This is a genomic window from Phenylobacterium kunshanense (assembly GCF_003254525.1).
Lineage (GTDB): Bacteria > Pseudomonadota > Alphaproteobacteria > Caulobacterales > Caulobacteraceae > Phenylobacterium > Phenylobacterium kunshanense.
In genome coordinates this window covers 762411-780760 of sequence record NZ_QFYS01000002.1, presented here as the reverse complement: position 1 = coordinate 780760, position 18350 = coordinate 762411, and the positions used below count along the sequence as shown (strand labels likewise).

The window sequence follows — 18350 nt, the reverse complement described above, 5'->3', positions numbered from 1 at the left end:
CGCCGGCCTCCTGCTCCCGCAGGATCCCGATGATCTGCTCTTCCGTGAACCTTGATCGCTTCATTCGTCCGTCCTTTGGTCGGGCGGACTCTAGCTATTCCTGGCTGAGTTTCAGGGGGTCACGTCAGTTCCCAAATCGCGCGCCACCTCACTCGGACGGCATCGCAAGGCCCGACCGATGAGGAAATGGCTAGAGGACTCAAAGGTTGGACATCATCGCGAAGGTAGGCTTCGGCTAGCCCGCACATAAACGCGGCGAAGCCCGCCCGCTGATCTTCGCTCCCCCCAAATGCGTGATCGCGGAGCTCCAGGACCAGCGCGAGCGCTCGCTGTTGGCAGGAATCGATAACCGGATGAAGTCTCCGCAAGGCCTGGTTCGCTTCCATTTCAGAGCAGGGCAGCTCCGAAGCGATGAAGGCCGCCGTGACGGCCTCCGCGCCAGCGCGATTGATTGTCCGCGAGACCAGGCATTGTAGGGGGTCACCCTGATCCCCGACCAAGAAGTTGTGCGCTAGTTGGGAGAGTCGATGTGCCTCAGGACCACCGCCCGAGCGCCCGTAGAGGACCAAGTCCTGTAGGCCTTCGACAAGGCGGCGGCCGTTAAGCAGCTTTCGTGGCGGCGCCTGACACACGGCGACAGGCGTCCAAAGCACAAGGCCGAGGATGAGCTGAGAGGCGATCAGGCAATCGCAGCTTCGGATTGCCCCGGCCGAACGTCCCGCCTCGAGGACGGAGGCCAGCCTATTCGCGAGCTCTTGGAACGCGCCCTGGACATGTCGCCGGCGGCTTTCCGGGAGAGACCAGACGGAACCCAGCGCCCCCAACTCAGCGTGCCTTGGGTTGCAGACGCCCGCGACGAAAGACGTCACGACCTTGAGAGGGTTGCTGTGCCGACGCATCGCACCGCTCAGATGCCAGCCGAGCGCCCGGCAGGACCGCTCGTGGATTTCGAACAGCCAGTTTTCCTGGTCTCCTTCCTTGGCCAAGGCCCTCGAACGGGGGGGCAGCACCGTCGACGGCCAGATCGCTCCCGTCGCGTTGAAGCGCCTAGCTGCCTGAACGAACTCCAAGTCCTCCTGCGACGGAGGCAGCGGCGATGAGGACCTGGGCGGCATCCAGTGATCCGGTGTGCGAGGTTCTCCGAGGGCCGAAGAGAGAGGCAGGCGCGCGACGCAGCGCTTCCGCGCCTGCCCCTGTGTCAGAAGAAGCGATACTGAAGCTCGATCCCGTAGGTTCGAGGCGGCGTGAGCGGGTAACTCGTCGCAATCCCCTGAGTGACCGGAACGATGGTCGCCCCTCCGGCCGCGGCGGGGCCGATGTAGCCGGTGCGGCGGCCAGCGACCGCGCCACCTTCGTAGCCGATGTCATCAAAGATATTCCGCGCGAACAGTATAACTGTGTAACGGTCGTCTTCGGGCGCAAGGGTGAGTCGCGCGTCAACCTGATCCCAAGACGGCGAGCGCGTGTAGGCGCGATTGAAGATGCTGCCGTACTGTGCATCACGCCATGTATAGTTCACAGAGCCGGTCAGTGCATAACCAGGCAGTCGCCAGGTATAGTTGACGTTGACGGCGATCTTATTTTTCGGCGCGTTCGGAAGCTTCTGACCCTTCAAGTCCTGGCCAAGCTGAAAGCCCCCCCCGGTTAGCGCGGTGAAGACATCGGCCGCGCAGTTGTCCGCCACGGCGGGCGTGAGCAGCCTTGCCTGGCAATCGGCCAGCGACCCGATGGGCGTGGACCGGGGATCGAGCGCCGCAGGATCGGCCGGATCGACTGGCCCGCGCGCCCGCGTAATGTGGGAGTCCAGGTAAGAATAGTTGAAGAGTATCTGCAGATCCTCGATCGGCTGCCAGATCGCCTCCAGTTCCACCCCCTTCGAGGTGGCGCGGGGCACATTGTAGAACACCGACTGCGCCTGAGTGATCCCGCCGGCCGTGTTGACAATGGTCAGCGGGATCTGAGCGTCCTTATACCAGTAGTGAAACGCCGCGATGTTCGCCTGCAGGGTGCGGCCGAAATTTTTCTTCAGCCCGAACTCGATGTTGTCGAGGAACTCAGCGTCCGTGTACGGGTTCGCCGTGAGGGCCGTGTCTACGCCGATCCGAAAGCCGCCTGCCTTGTAGCCGCGGCTGTATCGAACGAAGGCCGTGGTGTCCCGATCAGGTTCCCATTGCAGCGTCGCGTTGCCGGTGACGGCATCCCAGTCGGCGTCATACTCCCGCCGCGCTCGCCCCGTGGCCGGGTCAAATGTGAAGTCGCGCGAGACGCCCTTCGGAGGTGTCGCGCCGGGAATGAAGAGCGCCTGGGTCAGGTCGATCGCGGGCGTGAACGGCCCGGTCTGCTCCGGGGTCAGCCCTGGGGTGCAGGCGAAGAAGGCGAAGCAGAGGACGCGCGCCTCTTCCGACCCCGTCTTGGTATCCTTCGAGTAACGTAGACCAACCGTGGCTTTCAGGGCGTCGGTGAACTTGTAGTCCAATTGCCCGTAGATTGCCTGCGACTGTATGTGGAAACGCGGCGTGTCGATCGTGCGCTGCAAGAGTGGATTTGGCGGGCAGACATTTCCAAAACGCGGACAACTCGCCCCGAGTGGCGCTGCGATCTGCGGCTGGCTGTAGAGATAGGTAGAAGTCGGCTGCTCGAAGTGCTCGTTCCAGGAGTATACGCCGGCCAGCCATTGCAGCGGTCCGTCGGAAGTCGATGCGACGGTAAGCTCGTGGCTCCACCACTCCTCGATCTCCTGGTAGTTGTAGAGTTGCTGCGGGAACACGGTCAGGCCGCCGGGCAGCGTGAACCGCTCAACGGGCGCCACGGTGTCGTCCGCGGGACGGTTCAGCTTGTAATGGTACCGAGTCCCGCCCGTAGTATATTTCACGTCAAAGTCCGAGGCGTGCCAGGTCCATTCGCTCGCGAAGATGAAGGTGTCGTTGAGTTTGACCTGATAGGGAATTGTTGACGCGAACTTGCGGGGATCCGCTGTGGTGGGGTTGGCGCATCCCAGCGGTGAAGGATTGCTGACGTTGGTCACCCGGCCACTGCAGCCGTAGCCCGGCTCAAGGCTGGTGGCTCCGTTGGCGATTTCGAAGGTCGCGTATGGCCCAGGGGTAGAGTTCCCGCGTGACCCGGGTCCGCCACTGCCGTTTCGCCACTGGATCGTGGTGAGCTTGGCCCAGCCTTCGAAATTCTCGTTGAATTCAAACTTGAGCTGGCCCTCGACGATGTTGGTGTCGATGACATTGCCTTCGTCCGGCTGCCCGGGAACGATGTTGTCGTACCAGCCCTTTCGTTGCTTTTCCCAATTCGCCGCCAGCCGGAACTGGACGCCAGGGATCGCCGTTGGTCCCGAGATCGCGCCTTCGACGATGTGTCGATCGTAATTGGCATACGTCGCACGGACTTCTGCATACATCTCGTCGGTGGGCCGCTTGGACACCAAGTTCATGGCGCCCGCGATGGCGTTGCGCCCGTAGAGCGTCGCCTGCGGTCCCCGCAGGATTTCGACCCGCTCCAGGAACAAGGGCGACTTTCCGGCCTCGATGGTGGAAGTCGTGTAGATGCCATCCGAATAAACGGAGACAGACGGGTCGGCGGCGTGGACATTGCTCGTCCGCCCCACGCCGCGAAGCGACACGCGGTCGAGTTGGCTCGAATACTGGAGACCCGGCGTAAAGTTGGTGAGGTCAGTTACAGTCGTGATTCCCAGGAGGTCGCGCTTTTCGGAGGTGTACGCCGAGATCGCCACAGGCACGTCCTGCAGGTTCTGCTCGCGGCGCTCCGCCGTCACGACAAGCTCTTCGATCGTATTGGCCGGCTGAGCCGCAGCCGCTCCGGCTGCCAACGCCGCGCAGCTGGCGAGTAGAAGTCTCTTTGCAGTCGCTATCCGCCAGGTCTGTGGCCGGCCAATCCTCAAACGGCACGCGCCTTCAGACGCTGCGGTCAAACTTCTTATCGTTATCATACGATATCAACTCCCCGCCCTTCGTTTCAGGCGCGTCTCAGCGCGCCTTGCGGTCACGGTCTGTCACCTCGCCGAGTGCGTCAATAGTGAGGGGAGAAAATTGTAACGGCCGACACAGACCAAGGGTCTCTGTCGCGGGGTGCTGTCGCCGAATCAGGCGAACTGTCTGGTCATCGTTCCAGTTCGAAGCTCAGGTTTGATCGCATGCGCTCAAGAATCCGGCGCAACATCAGCTCCTCGCTCCGTGTGAGGCCCTGAAAATACACTCCCCGCAGCCACTCGGCGGCGGCGACCAATTCCGGCACCGCTGTAGCCGCGCCTTCCCCGGCAAAAATCTGCCACTCCCGCTGATCCACGCTGGATCGTTGACGCCTGACCAACTGCAGGGTCTCGAGCGCTCTCACCAGCTGGCCGAGCGGGGCGCGTTCGATATCCATGGCGCGCGCCAGCGCCGACTGCGAAAGCCCCTCGTTCTGGAGGACGTAGACGAGAACCCGCCACTGCGGCCGTGTTAGACCAAGCGCGCGAACCCGCCGATCGAACCCCTTTCGCATCAAGCGTGTCACGTCAGAAATCAAAAAACCCACGTTCTCAATGCGGGCCGCCGCAAGCGACGGCGCCTCCCGGCTGGCCGTCGCCGGTTCGGCGAGTCCGGGGGGCCGGCGGGTGATGGGTCGGGTTTTAGGTTGGTTCGCCACAACGCCAATGGTTCAGGCATCCGTGGCGTCATGCAAGGGGCATCCTGCCGCGCGACGCGGTCGGCGCCTGCAACGGCGCGTCCGTCAAGCACCGCCCCGCTTGCGCGGCCGCGCACTTGTATTGTAGCATACATCTGCTTTTGGACTTTGTTTCTTCCCAAGGGCAACGACTTGCGCCGCGCGCTCGACGAGCGCGCGGCGTGCTTTCCAGCCGCCAGGCTCGCCTCAATCGCTCGCCAGAGCCACCGGTCGGCTATTCTGCTCCGCCCACGCAGGCTCGCAACTTCTCAGCGGGCAGCGCCCTGCCCCCTTCGCCAAAGGTCTCGACGCGTCCGAAGCGCTTCGCCAGAACCTTGCAGGCCTCAAGACTTAGTGTGCGAGAGCTGGGCGCCCTGGCCACGCACTGGCTTTGCTCACAATGAAACACCGCGCCCCCCGCGACGATCTTCGAGCGGGGGATGTCCGTACGCGCGAAGGTCGCCACGACATGCTCTGCAGGGGACGCATTCGACGCGCTCGCCCCGGCGACCATAGCTACAGCTAAGATGATGTTTCTCGATAGCATCATGCCCTCACTCCAGAGTTATAATTGTAACGTAGGCATATCATATCTTCATCTCGGGTAACGCTTAAACCTCGCCACGCTTAAGAAGGTGTCCTTTCCGAAGCCTCGGCAGGTGGCGCGCGCCGCGCGCGCCCGGCAAGAGGCCGCCTTCGATCGTTGGCTTGTACCTGGAGTTGGGGGGCAGGCGCCGTGCCTGAGGCATCGGTGGCCGACAACCCAATATTGCTGACCCCCTTTGCCTCCCATCGATCCGCTGACCCCTCGTCAGTCTCCTCGCGTGCGCGCGAGGTGCTTGCGGGAACGATATTGTAGGATACGTTATAGATGCGCCCGCCATGGGCGGGGCTATCGGGGGGTTCTGCTAGAGAGCTTGAACAGCCGCGCAGTCGCGAACTCACAAACATTTTTGCGCTCGGAACCGCACACACAAACAACGCGGGAGCGGAAGGGGAGGATTCCATGTCTGTTCGAACGTACCTTGGGGGCGGATCCATGATCGCCCTGGCGATCGCGATCACGGGTAGCTCCGCGATGGCGCAGACCGTCGCATCTGCGCCGGTATCGGAAGTCGAGGAGGTTGTCGTCACCGGCTCCTTCATCGCCGGGACTCCGGAAGACGCTGCGCTACCGGTCGATGTGCTGTCCAGTCGCGACCTTGAGGCCCAGGGCGCCCCGACCGTCATCCAGCTGGTCAAGACAATAACCTCGTCTCAATCCTCGTTGGGCGAGAGCAATCGGTACAATGGCGGCGCAGGCACTGCATCGATCAACCTGCGCGGTTTTGGGGCAGCGCGTACGCTGACGCTGATGAACGGCCGGCGTCTGGCTGACAGCCCGTCGGCCGCCTTCCAAGGCGGCGGCGCGAACCTCAACTTCATCCCGACGGCTGCGGTTGGACGCATCGAGGTGCTGAAGGACGGGGCCGCGGCCACCTACGGTTCGGACGCGATCGGCGGCGTGGTCAACTTCATAACCCGGACGGATCTCGACGGCTTCGAACTCGGCGGCGAGTACGCGCTCATCGACGGTTCCAACGGAGACTACGAGGCGAACGCCGCGTGGGGGCGCAAATTCGAGAACGGGAACGTCCTGCTCACGGCCGGCTACCGCCACCGCTCGCGGCTCGACATCCACGACCGCGACTGGGCGTTGCGCGGCTTCGATTTCGGCGGCTATGCCGGCGCGGGCGGCTGGACAGGCGCTTCCAACCCGGGACTCTTCCTGGCCGGAGCCAACCTCTTCCGTGACAATGGGTGCGCCGAGCTTGGCGGGGTGCTGACCAACAACGTCACCTATCCGAACCCTTTGAGCGGGACGCTGGGACAGGGCGCGACAGCGACCGTGGCCGTTCCGGTGGGCGCGCAGAACCCGGCCACGGCGACGTCCACGTGCCGCTTCCAGTTCTCCAACTTCAACGATCTCGTCAATCGCGAGGACCATTATCAGCTCTACGGTGAGGTGAACTTCGAGCTCTCGGAGAACCTGGCCTTCCACGGCGAGGTCGCTTGGACCAAGAACGACACGCCGGTCCAGCGCATCTCTCCCGCCAACCTCACGGCGCAGTATCCGTCGCCGGTGGCGGTCGGAGGGACGTCCTTCTCACCCACCGCCCCGAACGGCCCCAACTTCTCGGTGCCCTACAACATCCCGGCGAACCACCCGGGCCTCGTCGCCCTGCTCAACGACTGCCGCTCGCCGCTGACGGCCGCGCAGTGTGCGGCCATTCGGGCGTCGGCCAACAGCGCGGTGGGGGCTCAAGCCGGGGCCCCTCTCGGAGCCCGCGGTGTCGACATCATTCAACTGGGATGGCGCGCCATCGCGTTTGCGGGCCATCCGCTCAATTCCGACAAGGCGGACCACCAGTCGATCGTCAACGACGCATTTCGTATCTCCGGCGGCTTTCAAGGCGAGATCTTCGGCGGGGTGAAATATGACACCGCCATCACCTATATGGAGCAGAAGAACACTTCTGATACCAACGACCTCCTGGTCTCGCGGATCCAGTTGGGCCTGCGCGGTTTTGGAGCCAAGGCGGATGATCCGGGGGGCTGTACGGCGGCCGAAACGAACAACTTCACGTCTGGGGCCGGCAATGGGGCGCTGGGGTGTTACTACTTCAATCCCTTCACAAACGGCACCCAGACCAGCGTCGTAAACGGCGCGGCGAATCCGTTTTTCAACGCCGCCGTTGCGAACGACCCGCAGGTCGTGGCCTGGCTCTACGGCAACTACACCAACGTCCTGACCAACCGGCTGCTCGTGGCGGACATGGTGTTCTCCGGCGAAACCGGTCTGGAGCTCCCTGGGGGACAGGTCGCGTGGGCCGTCGGCGCGCAATATCGCTATACGCAAGAAACCCGGAAGTATGGCGAATTCTTCAACTCCAACGAGACCCCCTGTCCGGACCGCCCCGCGTGCGCCGACGAGAGCGGCCCGCTGCAGTTCTTCGGATCGGCCGTGGATCGCGACGATGACGCCAACGTCAAGGCCATCTTTGCGGAGCTCCAGGTTCCCGTCCTCGAAAACCTCAATCTGAACTTCGCGATCCGCCACGAGGACTATCAGGGCGGCATTGGCTCGACGACCAATCCCAAGGTCGCCGCCAAATGGCAGGTCACCGATTTCCTGGCGCTCCGCGGAAGCGCGAGCACGACCTTCCGGGCCCCGAGCCCCGGTCTGGTCTCCACGGACTGCAACAACGGCGTCCGGGTGCTGGGTAGCGCCTATCGGGCATTTCAGAGCTGCGGCAATCCGGATCTGAAGCCGGAGAAGGCCGACACCTTCAACGTCGGCGCGATCCTCGAACTCGGCGGCTTCAGTGCGACGCTCGACTACTTCAACTTCAAGTTCAAGGACGAGATTACCGAGGAGAGCGGCGCACGTCTCTACGCCAGCATGTTCCCGGGTGGGTCGAATGTGAACTGCGGCAATCCGGCGTTCGCCCAGTTGCAGGCCCGATTCACGTTCGCCGGCGCCTGTGGCGCCGCCAACGTGGCGCGGCTCCGCAGCTTCACGATCAACGGGCCCAACACGAAGACCTCCGGGCTGGAGTTCCGCGCGCAGTACGACTGGGAAGGCTGGCTCGATGGCCGATGGGCCATCGGAGGTGAGGCGACCTACCTGATCGAGTACAAGCGGGGCGTCACGAACCTGCTCGGCACGGACATCGCGATCTCCCCGGCCGAGGATCGCGCCGGCCTCAGCGACCTGGTCAACGAGTTCTTCTCCTATTCGAAACTGCGTGCGAATGCCTTCGCCGCGTTCAATCGAGGCCCGCTCTCCGTGCGTTGGCAGACGCGCTACGCCGAAGGCACCTCGCCGGCATTCGGATCACCGCTCTTCGTGACGGTCCCGAACCCGAGTGCGACCGGCGGGCGAGACCTGGTCCCCGTCGGCAAGTCGAAGGACTTCTGGCAACACGACGTGGTGGTGCGCTGGGAGGCGCCCTGGGACACGACGGTCACGGCGAGCATTCAGAACGTGTTCGACAAGGATCCGCCCTACGTACCAAGCCAATACAACTACGACTACACCAATGGAAATCCGCTGGGCCGCGTGTTCGAAGTGGGCTTCAAGAAGCGGTTCTAGTCAGAGCGGTCTCGATGCTGGGCGCCCTCAGTTCTGAGGGCGTCCCCCTATCTGCCAACAATCCGCCTTTACGGCCTGAGCCGATCTTCTGTTTTCATAAAAACTACCGGGGGAAACAAGTATGACCTTTCGAAATAAGCTGTTGCTGTCCGGCGCTTTTCTGGCCGTCGCGGCCGGATCCGCCCAGGCTCAGACCGCTAATGTCATTGAGGAACTGGTCGTCACCGCCGAGAAGCGCGAGCAGAGCCTCCAGGACGTGCCGGTGGCCATCTCGGCCTTCACCAGCAAGCAACGTGACCTCGTCGGCGTGAACTCCGTCCAGGATCTCACCAACTTCACGCCAGGCTTCACCTATCAGTCGGGGAACGACCGGGCGAGCATGCGCGGCATCGGTCGTCTGACGAACGTGCACGCGGTCGACGGCGCCGTGTCGATCTACATCGACGGCCTCTTCACCACCTCGACCGTGCTGGCCGGCGGCCCGCCGCTGGACGTGGAGCGGGTCGAAATCCTGCGCGGGCCGCAGGGCACGCTTTACGGCCGCAACGCCATCGGCGGCACGGTCAACGTGATCTCGGTGCGTCCGACCAAGGACTTCTACGCCGAGGTTCGGGCGATTGCGGAGAATTACGGGTTCACCAACTTCCAGGCCGCGGTGTCGGGACCCATCGCCGACAATCTGAGGTTCCGCGTCTCGGGCTACAAGCTCGACCAGCGCAAGGGCTACTTCAAGAACCTCGCCGGCGGCCCGTCGGAAGGCAGCAAGCGCGACGAATACCAGGTCCAGGCCCAACTCGCCGCCGACCTCGGCGAGAACGCCGAGCTGTGGGTCTCCTACAAGACCCTGGCCTGGCACAACCGCGGCGGTCCCGGCGCGCGCGCCGGCTACCTCAACGACCCCTATCAGACCGGCCGCCTCGATCCGAACTTCTCGATCGTCTACAACTCCGCCCACGGCTACACGCCCGAGACCGGCGTCAACGGCATCGTCCCGGGCAGCCTGCGCCAGTTCGGCAACACGAACATAACCGTGAATCCGGCTTTGGCAGATTCACACGAGTTCAACACGAACACGCCCGAACGTGTCAGGCTGCGGGACGTCAATTCGCTGACGGCCAACTTCGTCTACCATTTGCCGAGCATCGACATCAGGTACGTCGGAGGCATTCAAGAGTACAAGTACGACCTCTACGGCGACACCGACGCGACCAACGTCCAGTCGTTCCAGATACCCCTTGCGCCCGGATCGATCTGTGGAACCGTTGGAGCCCTGTTCGCGGCCGGACGCTCGACGGTCAACTGCGCACCGTTGACCGTAAACGCGGACAATACATTCCACTATTTCGAATATCCGAAATGGTACAGCCATGAGATCAACATCTCATCGACTACCGATGGGCCGCTTCAATGGATTGTGGGGGCGTACTACTATAACGAAAAGTACACCGGGACCGGGAGCACCGCCGACTTCTTTCTCAATGGCCCATCCAGCTTGCGCACGCCGATCCTGGGCGCTGCGCCCAATCCTCTGGGTATTTGGTCGACCGGCAACTACGACCTGACCACCGAAAGCAAGGCTATGTTCGGCCAGGTGGACTGGCAGGCGACTGAAACCCTGAAGGTCACGGCCGGCCTGCGCTATACCAAGGACAAGAAGTCCGGGACCGAGTTCCGGCGGATCGTCTGCAATTCGGACGCCTGCTATCCTGGCCTCTACCCGGCTCTGGGCCTCAGCGCCTTCGGTCCCGGCACGGCGGCGAACTGGGGCAGCCTGCTCGGCAACCTCAACGCCCTGCCGGCGGTCGGCCAGGCCCTGGGGCTGGGCAACGCGCTCGCCCCCCTCGGCGGCCTTGGCAACGGCGCCATGGACCTGACTGACACGCTCGCGCCGAAGAGTACGGCCGGCCCGATCGAAGGGGTGACAAGCCCCTCGGTCTGCACGGCGGGCGTCTGCCGCCAGTACACGATCGGCTCCAACGGCATCGCCAGCCGCCAGCTCGGCGATACGTCGGACGCCTGGACGGGGACCTTCGGCCTCCAGTGGGAGCCGGACGACGACACCATGGCCTATGCCCGCTACAGCCGCGGCTACAAGGCGTTCGGCTTCTCGGCCGGTGGGTTCCTGGCCGACCCCAAGGCGGACGAAGAGACTGTCAACTCCTACGAGATCGGCCTGAAGAAGAACGTGGGTTCCACCCTGCAGGTGAACGCCGCGCTCTTCTATCTCGATTACCGGAACCTGCAGGCGCCGGTCACCGTGCGCGTGGGCCCGACGAACGTCGGTCAGTTCGTCAATATCGCCAAGTCGCGGTCCAGCGGCCTGGAGTTCGGCATGATCTGGCAGCCGATCCGGCCAGTACGCCTGACGGTGGACTACGGTTACAATCCGACGAAGATTCGGAAGAGCATCCCGCTGATCGATACCAATGACAACATCAACACCGGCCCCGTCAGCGTGGTCGGAAACCAGCTACCCCAGGCGCCGAAGCACAAACTGGCGTTGAACGGCTCCTACACCTTCGAGTTCGAACCAGGCGCCCTCACGCTTGGCGCGACCTATCTCTACCGGTCCGAGGCCTACGCCAACGTGTTCACACGCGAATACAACAAGGCCCCTTCATGGGATCAAGTGGATCTCCGCGCTTACTGGGCGCCTACCGGCGGCAAGTACACAGTGATCGCCTACGTCAAGAACGTGTTTGATACCGAGGGCTACCAAGCCGCGCTCGCCGGATCGAGCCGCAACAACAGTCCCACCGTGCCGTCGGACCGGTTCGCCACGGGCTCCCAGGAGGTGGAACTCACCCCGCCCCGCATCTACGGCATCGAGCTCCAGTACCGCTTCTAATACGGAACGACCTGGTCGCTTGCCGCTGCTCCACAGCAGGGCGGGCGACCAGTGCCGCATCAGCCGCCGCGACTGCGCCAAGCGCCGGTCGCGGCCGGCGCAAATTCTGGGCGGCGCCATCGGGCGCATGCGGGAAGGTGCGAGCCATGCCGCGGGACGACTGTGGGGGCCCGGCCAAAGGACGTCGGGCCGCGCGACCTGATCGCCTGCGGGGAGGCGACTTGGGACGCCACCGCCACCGGCCTGCGGAACGTCTTGGACAAGGCCCGTCGCGGGTGCCAATCCAGTACAACCACGTTCAAGCTTTCTAGCTTCCCAAGGCTTGCAGATGTCGTTGTAGAGGATGGCGCAGAGCGCAGTTGCGACATCATGACCGCACCGTTCAGCTAGGTCGCCAATGAGCGTCGTAGTCTCTGCGGAGGGTGCGATTTCGAGCTGGCACGCGTCACTGCGAACCGGACCGCCACGTGCGGCTGACGGCCTCCGCGGTGTCGGTGTCATCAGATCAGCTTCGACATTGGCGTTCATCCCAACAAATGCCGCCTACCTAACGCAGATTGACGTTCGAACGAGGGATCGGTTGACGGGCCGCACGCGTCACGGTGGGTCATCGCGCTCGTTGGCAGAGCCATAGAGCGACGACTTTTCCACGCCGGCCAGCACGATCTCGACCAATTCCACGAGGAAGTTGTCCAGTTGCCGCAGCATCCGCGACCGCAGGCGAGCCGGCGTCATGCGCACGTGGTTCGAGATGGCGCCGACCACCAGATCCATGACGAGGCCGGGGTTCGTCGAGGCGGGGAGCTGTCGACGCCCCACGGCGCGCCGAACGATCGCCCGTCCCTCGGCGACCGTCGCCTCCGCGTAGGGTCGCAGAAACTCGAGGACCTCCGGGTGCTCGGCGATGTCTAGAGGAAGGCGCTTGTGCGCGCCGGCATAGGGACCCGTCAAGGCGCGGGCGACGATCCAGGCCAGGGCCAGAAGATCGGTCCGAATGTCTCCCTGATCGAGGCTTCCTACCCGTAGCCATCGCGCCTCGAACGTCTGGCGGAGCAGGTCTCCGCGCCGGGGCCAGCGACGATAAAGCGACGCCTTGCCCACGCCCGAAGTTCGCGCCACCGCCTCGAACGTGAAGCCCGCCCAGCCCACGTCCGCGTAGAGCGCCATCGCCGCATCGAAGACCCTGCCCTCGATCTCCGGGTCGCGAGGTCGCCCGCGGCCTGGCGCGAGCGTGACTTGATCAGCTGAGATTTGCTTGCGCACAGCGTCCAACTGCGATTTTCTGACGACCTCCGTCCTATATTAGAATTCGTAATCGATGCCTACATTCTCCGCGGAAGATCGAACGTCTGTCAGGGATGGGGTGGCGAGGCTCTTCGCCGAGCGGAGCCCGCTTTCGAGCGTGCGTTCCGCCATGGAAACGGCCACCGGTATTGACGCGGATCTCTGGCAGGAGCTCGCGGCGATGGGAGTCCTTGGTGTCGCTGTCCCGGAGAGGTTCGGGGGCATCGGCGGCGACGCTGTCCTCATCGAGGCGCTCATGGAAGAAGTCGGGGCCGCGCTCGTCTGCGGTCCCTTTCTGTCCAGCGCGGTCTTCGCGGCGGCCCTGCTCGAGAACCTGGGCGACGCCGAGATTTCGGCGAAGCTGCTTCCTCAGATGGCGGCCGGTTCCCTGATCGCCGCTGTGGCCGTTCAAGACGCCGCGGCCGCCGGGACGCAGTCGGGTGTTGCGCCGAAGGCGCGGCAGAAGGCGTCCGGATGGCGCATCGAGGGGGAAGTCGCCTATGTCATCCATGCGGACGCCGCGCACATCCTACTGGTGGCGGCCGAGACCTCGGAGGGTCTGAGGGTGTTCCTCGTCGAGGGCAATGCCCACGGCCTGGCGCGATCACCACTCTCGACCTTCGACAAGACGCTCCGGCTGAGCCGACTTCGGTTCGACGCCACGCCCGCGCGGCGGATTGAGGCGCGCCGCGAAACGACCGAGGCTCTGGCGAACGCACTGGACCTCGTTCGGGTCGCCCTGGCGGGCGAGCAGGCCGGGGGCGCGCGGCGGGTCCTGGACATCACGGTCGACTACGCCAAGTCCAGAATCCAATTCGGTCGCCCGATCGGCAGCTTCCAGGCGATCAAGCATATGGCGGCGGACCTTCTCCTCGAGGTCGAGAGCGCCACGTCCGCCGCGCGCGAAGCCGCACGATTGTTGTCGATGGGGTCCGCCTCGGCCGGGGCCGCGGTCAGTCTGGCGGCCAGCGCCTGTGGCGACGCCTTCGTGAAGGTCACCGCCGACGCGATCCAGATGCACGGGGGCATCGCCTTTACGTGGGATCACGACGCGCACCTCTACCTGAGGCGCGCTCGCGCGGACGCCCAGCTCTTCGGAACGCCGGCCTTCCATCGAGAGCAGTACCTCAGGGCCATGGGAGCCTGACGATGACGAGTCAAACACCTCGCGGGAGCCAGGAGGCGCTGCGCGATGAAGTGCGCGCGTGGTTGCACGCGAACTGGCCCGGCCGGGATCGCGAAGCGCCGCACGGCTGGCTCGCGAAGGTCGTCGAGGGGCGATGGGCCGTGCCACGGTGGCCTGCCGTCTGGATGGGCCGAGACCTCGATGACGAGCACGCGCGCATCGTCGAATCCGAGTTCGCGGCCGTCGGCGCCCCCGGCGCGGGACAGGACCGCACGAATCTCTGGGCGAACACGCTGCTGGCGCGCGGGACCGACGCCTTGAAGGAGAAGCTCGTCCTGCCCCTGCTGCGCGGGGAGGTTGGGATGTGCCTGCTCTATTCCGAACCCGGCGCGGGATCGGACCTCGCCAGCGTGCGTACGAGGGCCGATCGCCAGGGTGACCATTTCCGGGTGAACGGCCAAAAGGTCTGGACAAGCTTCGCCGCCACGGCGGACTACGGCATGCTGATCGCGCGGACCGACTGGGATGCGCCCAAGCACAAGGGGATCGGCTTCTTCTTCCTGCCTATGAAGCAACCGGGCGTGCAGGTGCGCCCGTTGCGTCAGATCACAGGCGAAAGCCAGTTCAACGAGGTGTTCCTCACCGACGCGGTGTGCCCCCAGGAAAACCTGCTCGGCGAGGCGACCGACGGATGGGGGGTCCTTCAGACCGCGCTCGCCTACGAGCGGTCGGCCATGGGAGAGGCCGCCCGCGGCCCGAGACGCGGCATGGGCCAGTCCGCACCGGCAGACGACCCCCTGATCGCGCTGGCGCGGGAGGCGGGCGCGATGGAGGACCCGGTGCTTCGCCAAGAGATCGCCAAGGTGGTGATCCTGAAGCGGTTGAACACCCTCAATGCGACGCGCGCCAAGGCGGACATGCGCCAAGGAACCTCCTCGTCGCTGATGAGCCTCGGAAAGCTCGCGATGAGCCGGATCCTGCACGAGGAGGCGCGGGTCCGGACACTCATCCTGGGTGCGGAAAGCCTGCTCGACGGTCCGGATCACCCGCGCGCCGACGATACCAATTTCCTGACGCTCAACGCCTATTTCACGTCGATCGGCGGCGGCACCGACCAGATTCAGCGCAACATCATCGGTGAACGCGTGCTGGGTCTTCCCAAGGAACCCGAAATCGATCGCGACGTCCCGTTCCGCGCCGTGCGGACAAGTTGATCCGATCGCCAGAACAGGAGGCCGGCATGGGTTGGAACTTCGGAGACATACTGGACGCCGTCGAGCCGGTCCTCCCGGCCGACGCCCCGGCGCTGGTCCATGGCGACCGGGTGATCTGCTGGCGGGAGGCCACGCGCGCCTCAAACAACCTTGCGCAGGCGATCCTGAAGCGAGGGGCCGCGCCCGGCGACAAGCTCGCGATCTATATGCGCAACCGGCCCGAATACATGATTGCGCTGGCGGCTGCCTTCAAGGCTCGCCTGACGCACGTGAACGTCAACTACAGATACACCCCCGACGAGGTCTGGTACATCTTCGACAACTCCGACGCGCAGACCGTGGTCTATGCCTCGGAATTCCGCGACGCCGTTGCGCAGATCCGCCACAAGCTGCCCGGCGTCACGACCTGGATCGAGGTTTCCGAGGATGGCAGGACCGCCGAGTTTGCGGAGCCCTTCGAGGCCCTGACCGCGGAGGGCGACGGCGCCCCGCTCTCCATCAAGCGCGCGGGCGATGATCTGCTGTTCATATACACCGGCGGCACGACGGGGATGCCGAAAGGTGTGATGTGGCCGCATCACGACCTGCGCGAGATCACGCTGCAGGCGGCGCGGAAGCTGGGGCCGGTCCCGGAAACGCTGGAGGCGCTACGCGAGCATACCCGCAAGGCGGGGCCCGCACCCGCCGCGCTGATCGCGCCGCCCCTGATGCACGGCACCGGCCTTCTCACGGCCATGGGGGTGCACCTCGCCGGTGGCTGCATCGTTACGCTGACGGGTGAGGCGTTCGACCCGGTGGAAATGCTCGATGCGATCGAGCGCCGACGCCCGCAGTCGCTCACAATCGTCGGCGACAGCTTCGCGCGCCCCATCCTCGAAGCGTTGGACGCTCAACCCGGTCGCTGGGATGTTTCCTCGGTCGCCGCGATCGTGTCCTCCGGCGTCATGTGGAGCCTGGAGGTGAAGCGTGGACTCCTGCGTCACATGCCCCAGGCGGTGCTGAACGACGCCTTCTCGTCCTCGGAAGCCCTGGGCATGGGGACGTCAGTCATGACCCGCGCGGGCGAGGTCCAGACCGCGAAATTCGCGCTGACCGACCGTTGCCGCGTCTTCGACGAGGACGACCGCGCCGTCCTCCCGGGATCGGGCGTGCAGGGCGTGGTCGCGCTCGGCCCGCCCAACCCCATCGGCTACTACAAGGACGTGGAGAAGACCGCGCGCACGTTCAGGGTCATCGACGGCGTACGCTACTCGATGCCCGGCGACTGGTGCCTGGTCGAGGCCGATGGCAGCCTGACACTGCTCGGGCGCGGCAATGCCTGCATCAACACCGCCGGGGAGAAGGTCTTCCCCGAGGAGGTCGAAGAAGCCCTGAAAACCCATCCCTCCGTCGCCGATGCCCTGGTCGTGGGCTTGCCGGACCCGAAGTGGGGTCAAGCCGTGACCGCGGTCATCGAGCTCGCGGCCGGGCAGACGCTCGACGAGGCGGTGGTGCGGGCGCACGTCCGCACGACCCTGGCGGCCTACAAGGCCCCAAAGCGGATTTTCGTCGCCGACCGGCCGCTGCGCGTCAGCAATGGCAAGGCGGACTACCCCGCCGCCAAAGCGTGCGCCGAGACCGCTGCCCTGTCGGCCACGACGCCCCCGCACTGAGACTGAAGTCGCTCGCCGGGCGGCGGCCGACACATTCAGGAGGATCGCGATGCCAGATGATACCGAGACGGCCGGTGCGGGCGAACCGCAATGGAACATTATCCAGACCACCGCTCTGGATCCCGCCGCGCGCGACGACCCGCACAGCCGATTGAAGGCCTTGCGCCAGCGGTGCCCGGTCATGCGCGACGAGCCGGTCAAGAGCTGGTTCCTGACGCGTTACGCCGACGTCCGGCAAACCGTCAACGATGCGTCCATCTGGCGGGCCTCGAGCCACGCCGAGGACGGCGCGCTGCTCAAGCGCCCTCCCGAACAGATGCTGGGCCGTCAGGAGAGCATCCTCACCCTCGACAACCCTGACCACGCTCGGGTCAGACCGCCGCTGGCCCAGGCGTTCTACGGGCGCATCAACCGCATGAAGCTGCGCCTCGAAGAGGTCATCGACGAGGTGATCGACGCACTGCCGAGCGGCCAGCCCTTCGACCTGATGAGTGACGTGGCCATCCCCGTGCCGATCCTGGTGATCGCCCATGTGCTGGGGGTCGAGCCGGATCGGCGCAGGGAGTTCCGCGACTGGTCGGAGGCCGTGATCCTGAGCCTCAACCCGTTCCGCTCTCCTGAGCAGGCCGCTCGCGCCGAATGGGGCTCGGCGCAACTCACGGCCTATTTCACCGACCTGATGGCTATGAGGCGGGCGTCGCCCCAGGAAGACCTCATCAGCGACATGGTGAAGCTCCAAGCGGACGGGGCGGCGCTGTCCGACGATGAGGTCCGCGTGAACCTGTCCGCGCTGTTGGTCGGCGGCAACCTCACCACCACGGACCTGATCGGCAACGGCGTCTGGCTGCTGCTGACCCATCCGGAGGAATGGCGCAAGCTCACGGCCGACCCGGCGGCGCTCTCGGGTTCCGCGGTCGAGGAGATCCTCCGCTTCGAGGGGCCGGTCGCCATCACCAGCCGCGTCACCGAGGCGCCCCGCCAGGTCTGCGGGCGCGAAATCCCCGCCGGCCAGTTGCTCATCACCTCGTTGCATGGCGCGAACCGGGACCCCGAGGTGTTCGAGGAACCGGACCATTTCGACATCACCCGCAAGCGGGCGCCGCATGTGGCCTTTGGCGGCGGCGCCCATATCTGCATTGGCGCCCCCTTGGCGCGCCTCGAAGCCAAGCGCGCGCTCCAACGCCTGGCCGAGCGCTTCCCCGCCCTGCGACTGACCCAAACGGATCCGCCGAAATGGCGCACTTTGCCCTTCTTCCGCGGCATCGAATCCCTGACGGTGGTGGGCGAGCCCAGTCGGTCCGACTCCGAGGCCGGATCGCGGCTTGACGCCCCCGCGTGACCGGACGCCGCATCCGCGTCGGCGCTGCGGATGCCGGACGACAGAATGGGCGAAGGGCGCCGGCGCAGATGCCGCCTGCGG

The 18350-nt window shown here is 65.0% G+C and carries 10 protein-coding genes; 6 read left to right on the top strand and 4 right to left on the bottom strand.

Annotation, left to right across the window (positions count from 1 at the left end; translation table 11 throughout):
- Positions 1-1198: 1198 nt before the first annotated feature.
- From DJ019_RS08145 to DJ019_RS21670, 3 genes are all read right to left on the bottom strand, one after another.
- Complete coding sequence (locus tag DJ019_RS08145) at positions 1199-3781, bottom strand: TonB-dependent receptor (protein ID WP_165843931.1); 2583 nt, start codon at positions 3779-3781, stop codon at positions 1199-1201.
- A gap of 344 nt (positions 3782-4125) precedes the next feature.
- Positions 4126-4509, bottom strand: coding sequence for a MarR family winged helix-turn-helix transcriptional regulator (locus DJ019_RS08140; RefSeq protein WP_240606415.1), 384 nt, complete (start codon positions 4507-4509; stop codon positions 4126-4128).
- 397 nt (positions 4510-4906) lie between these two features.
- Entirely contained in the window at positions 4907-5185 is a 279-nt protein-coding gene (locus DJ019_RS21670; protein WP_420849850.1) for a DUF8200 family protein, read from the bottom strand.
- Between the two features lie 357 nt (positions 5186-5542).
- Between DJ019_RS21670 and DJ019_RS08130 the strand changes: the two genes are divergently transcribed.
- Entirely contained in the window at positions 5543-8806 is a 3264-nt protein-coding gene (locus DJ019_RS08130) for a TonB-dependent receptor domain-containing protein (protein ID WP_111275456.1), read from the top strand.
- 121 nt (positions 8807-8927) lie between these two features.
- On the top strand, positions 8928-11654 hold the full coding sequence (locus DJ019_RS08125) for a TonB-dependent receptor (RefSeq protein ID WP_111275455.1): 2727 nt from the start codon (positions 8928-8930) through the stop codon (positions 11652-11654).
- A 597-nt stretch (positions 11655-12251) separates the two neighbouring features.
- Here the strand turns inward: DJ019_RS08125 and DJ019_RS08120 are convergent.
- Entirely contained in the window at positions 12252-12821 is a 570-nt protein-coding gene (locus DJ019_RS08120) for a TetR-like C-terminal domain-containing protein (protein ID WP_111275454.1), read from the bottom strand.
- Between the two features lie 151 nt (positions 12822-12972).
- Here DJ019_RS08120 and DJ019_RS08115 point away from each other — a divergent pair, with 151 nt between their 5' ends.
- From DJ019_RS08115 to DJ019_RS08100, 4 genes are read left to right on the top strand one after another with little or no spacing between them, the layout of a single operon-like run.
- Entirely contained in the window at positions 12973-14085 is a 1113-nt protein-coding gene (locus tag DJ019_RS08115; RefSeq protein WP_111275453.1) for an acyl-CoA dehydrogenase family protein, read from the top strand.
- A gap of 2 nt (positions 14086-14087) precedes the next feature.
- The gene (locus DJ019_RS08110) at positions 14088-15278 is read left to right on the top strand and encodes an acyl-CoA dehydrogenase family protein (protein ID WP_111275452.1); all 1191 of its coding nucleotides are present in this window, start codon (positions 14088-14090) and stop codon (positions 15276-15278) included.
- A gap of 26 nt (positions 15279-15304) precedes the next feature.
- Positions 15305-16930, top strand: a complete 1626-nt coding sequence (locus DJ019_RS08105) for an acyl-CoA synthetase (RefSeq protein ID WP_111275451.1) — start codon at positions 15305-15307, stop codon at positions 16928-16930.
- A 49-nt stretch (positions 16931-16979) separates the two neighbouring features.
- A complete protein-coding gene (locus DJ019_RS08100; RefSeq protein WP_165843930.1) occupies positions 16980-18269 on the top strand; it encodes a cytochrome P450 in 1290 nt (429 codons plus the stop codon).
- Positions 18270-18350 lie beyond the last annotated feature (81 nt).

What these genes read in the sequence shown, in the direction of transcription:
- DJ019_RS08130 (WP_111275456.1), top strand. Translation starts at nt 5,543, where the DNA reads ATGCGCCCGCCATGGGCGGGGCTATCGGGGGGTTCTGCTAGAGAGCTT.
- DJ019_RS08120 (WP_111275454.1), bottom strand. Translation starts at nt 12,821, where the DNA reads ATGGCGCTCTACGCGGACGTGGGCTGGGCGGGCTTCACGTTCGAGGCG.
- DJ019_RS08105 (WP_111275451.1), top strand. Translation starts at nt 15,305, where the DNA reads ATGGGTTGGAACTTCGGAGACATACTGGACGCCGTCGAGCCGGTCCTC.
- DJ019_RS08100 (WP_165843930.1), top strand. Translation starts at nt 16,980, where the DNA reads ATGCCAGATGATACCGAGACGGCCGGTGCGGGCGAACCGCAATGGAAC.
- DJ019_RS08115 (WP_111275453.1), top strand. Translation starts at nt 12,973, where the DNA reads ATGCCTACATTCTCCGCGGAAGATCGAACGTCTGTCAGGGATGGGGTG.
- DJ019_RS08125 (WP_111275455.1), top strand. Translation starts at nt 8,928, where the DNA reads ATGACCTTTCGAAATAAGCTGTTGCTGTCCGGCGCTTTTCTGGCCGTC.
- DJ019_RS08140 (WP_240606415.1), bottom strand. Translation starts at nt 4,509, where the DNA reads ATGCGAAAGGGGTTCGATCGGCGGGTTCGCGCGCTTGGTCTAACACGG.
- DJ019_RS08110 (WP_111275452.1), top strand. Translation starts at nt 14,088, where the DNA reads ATGACGAGTCAAACACCTCGCGGGAGCCAGGAGGCGCTGCGCGATGAA.
- DJ019_RS21670 (WP_420849850.1), bottom strand. Translation starts at nt 5,185, where the DNA reads ATGGTCGCCGGGGCGAGCGCGTCGAATGCGTCCCCTGCAGAGCATGTC.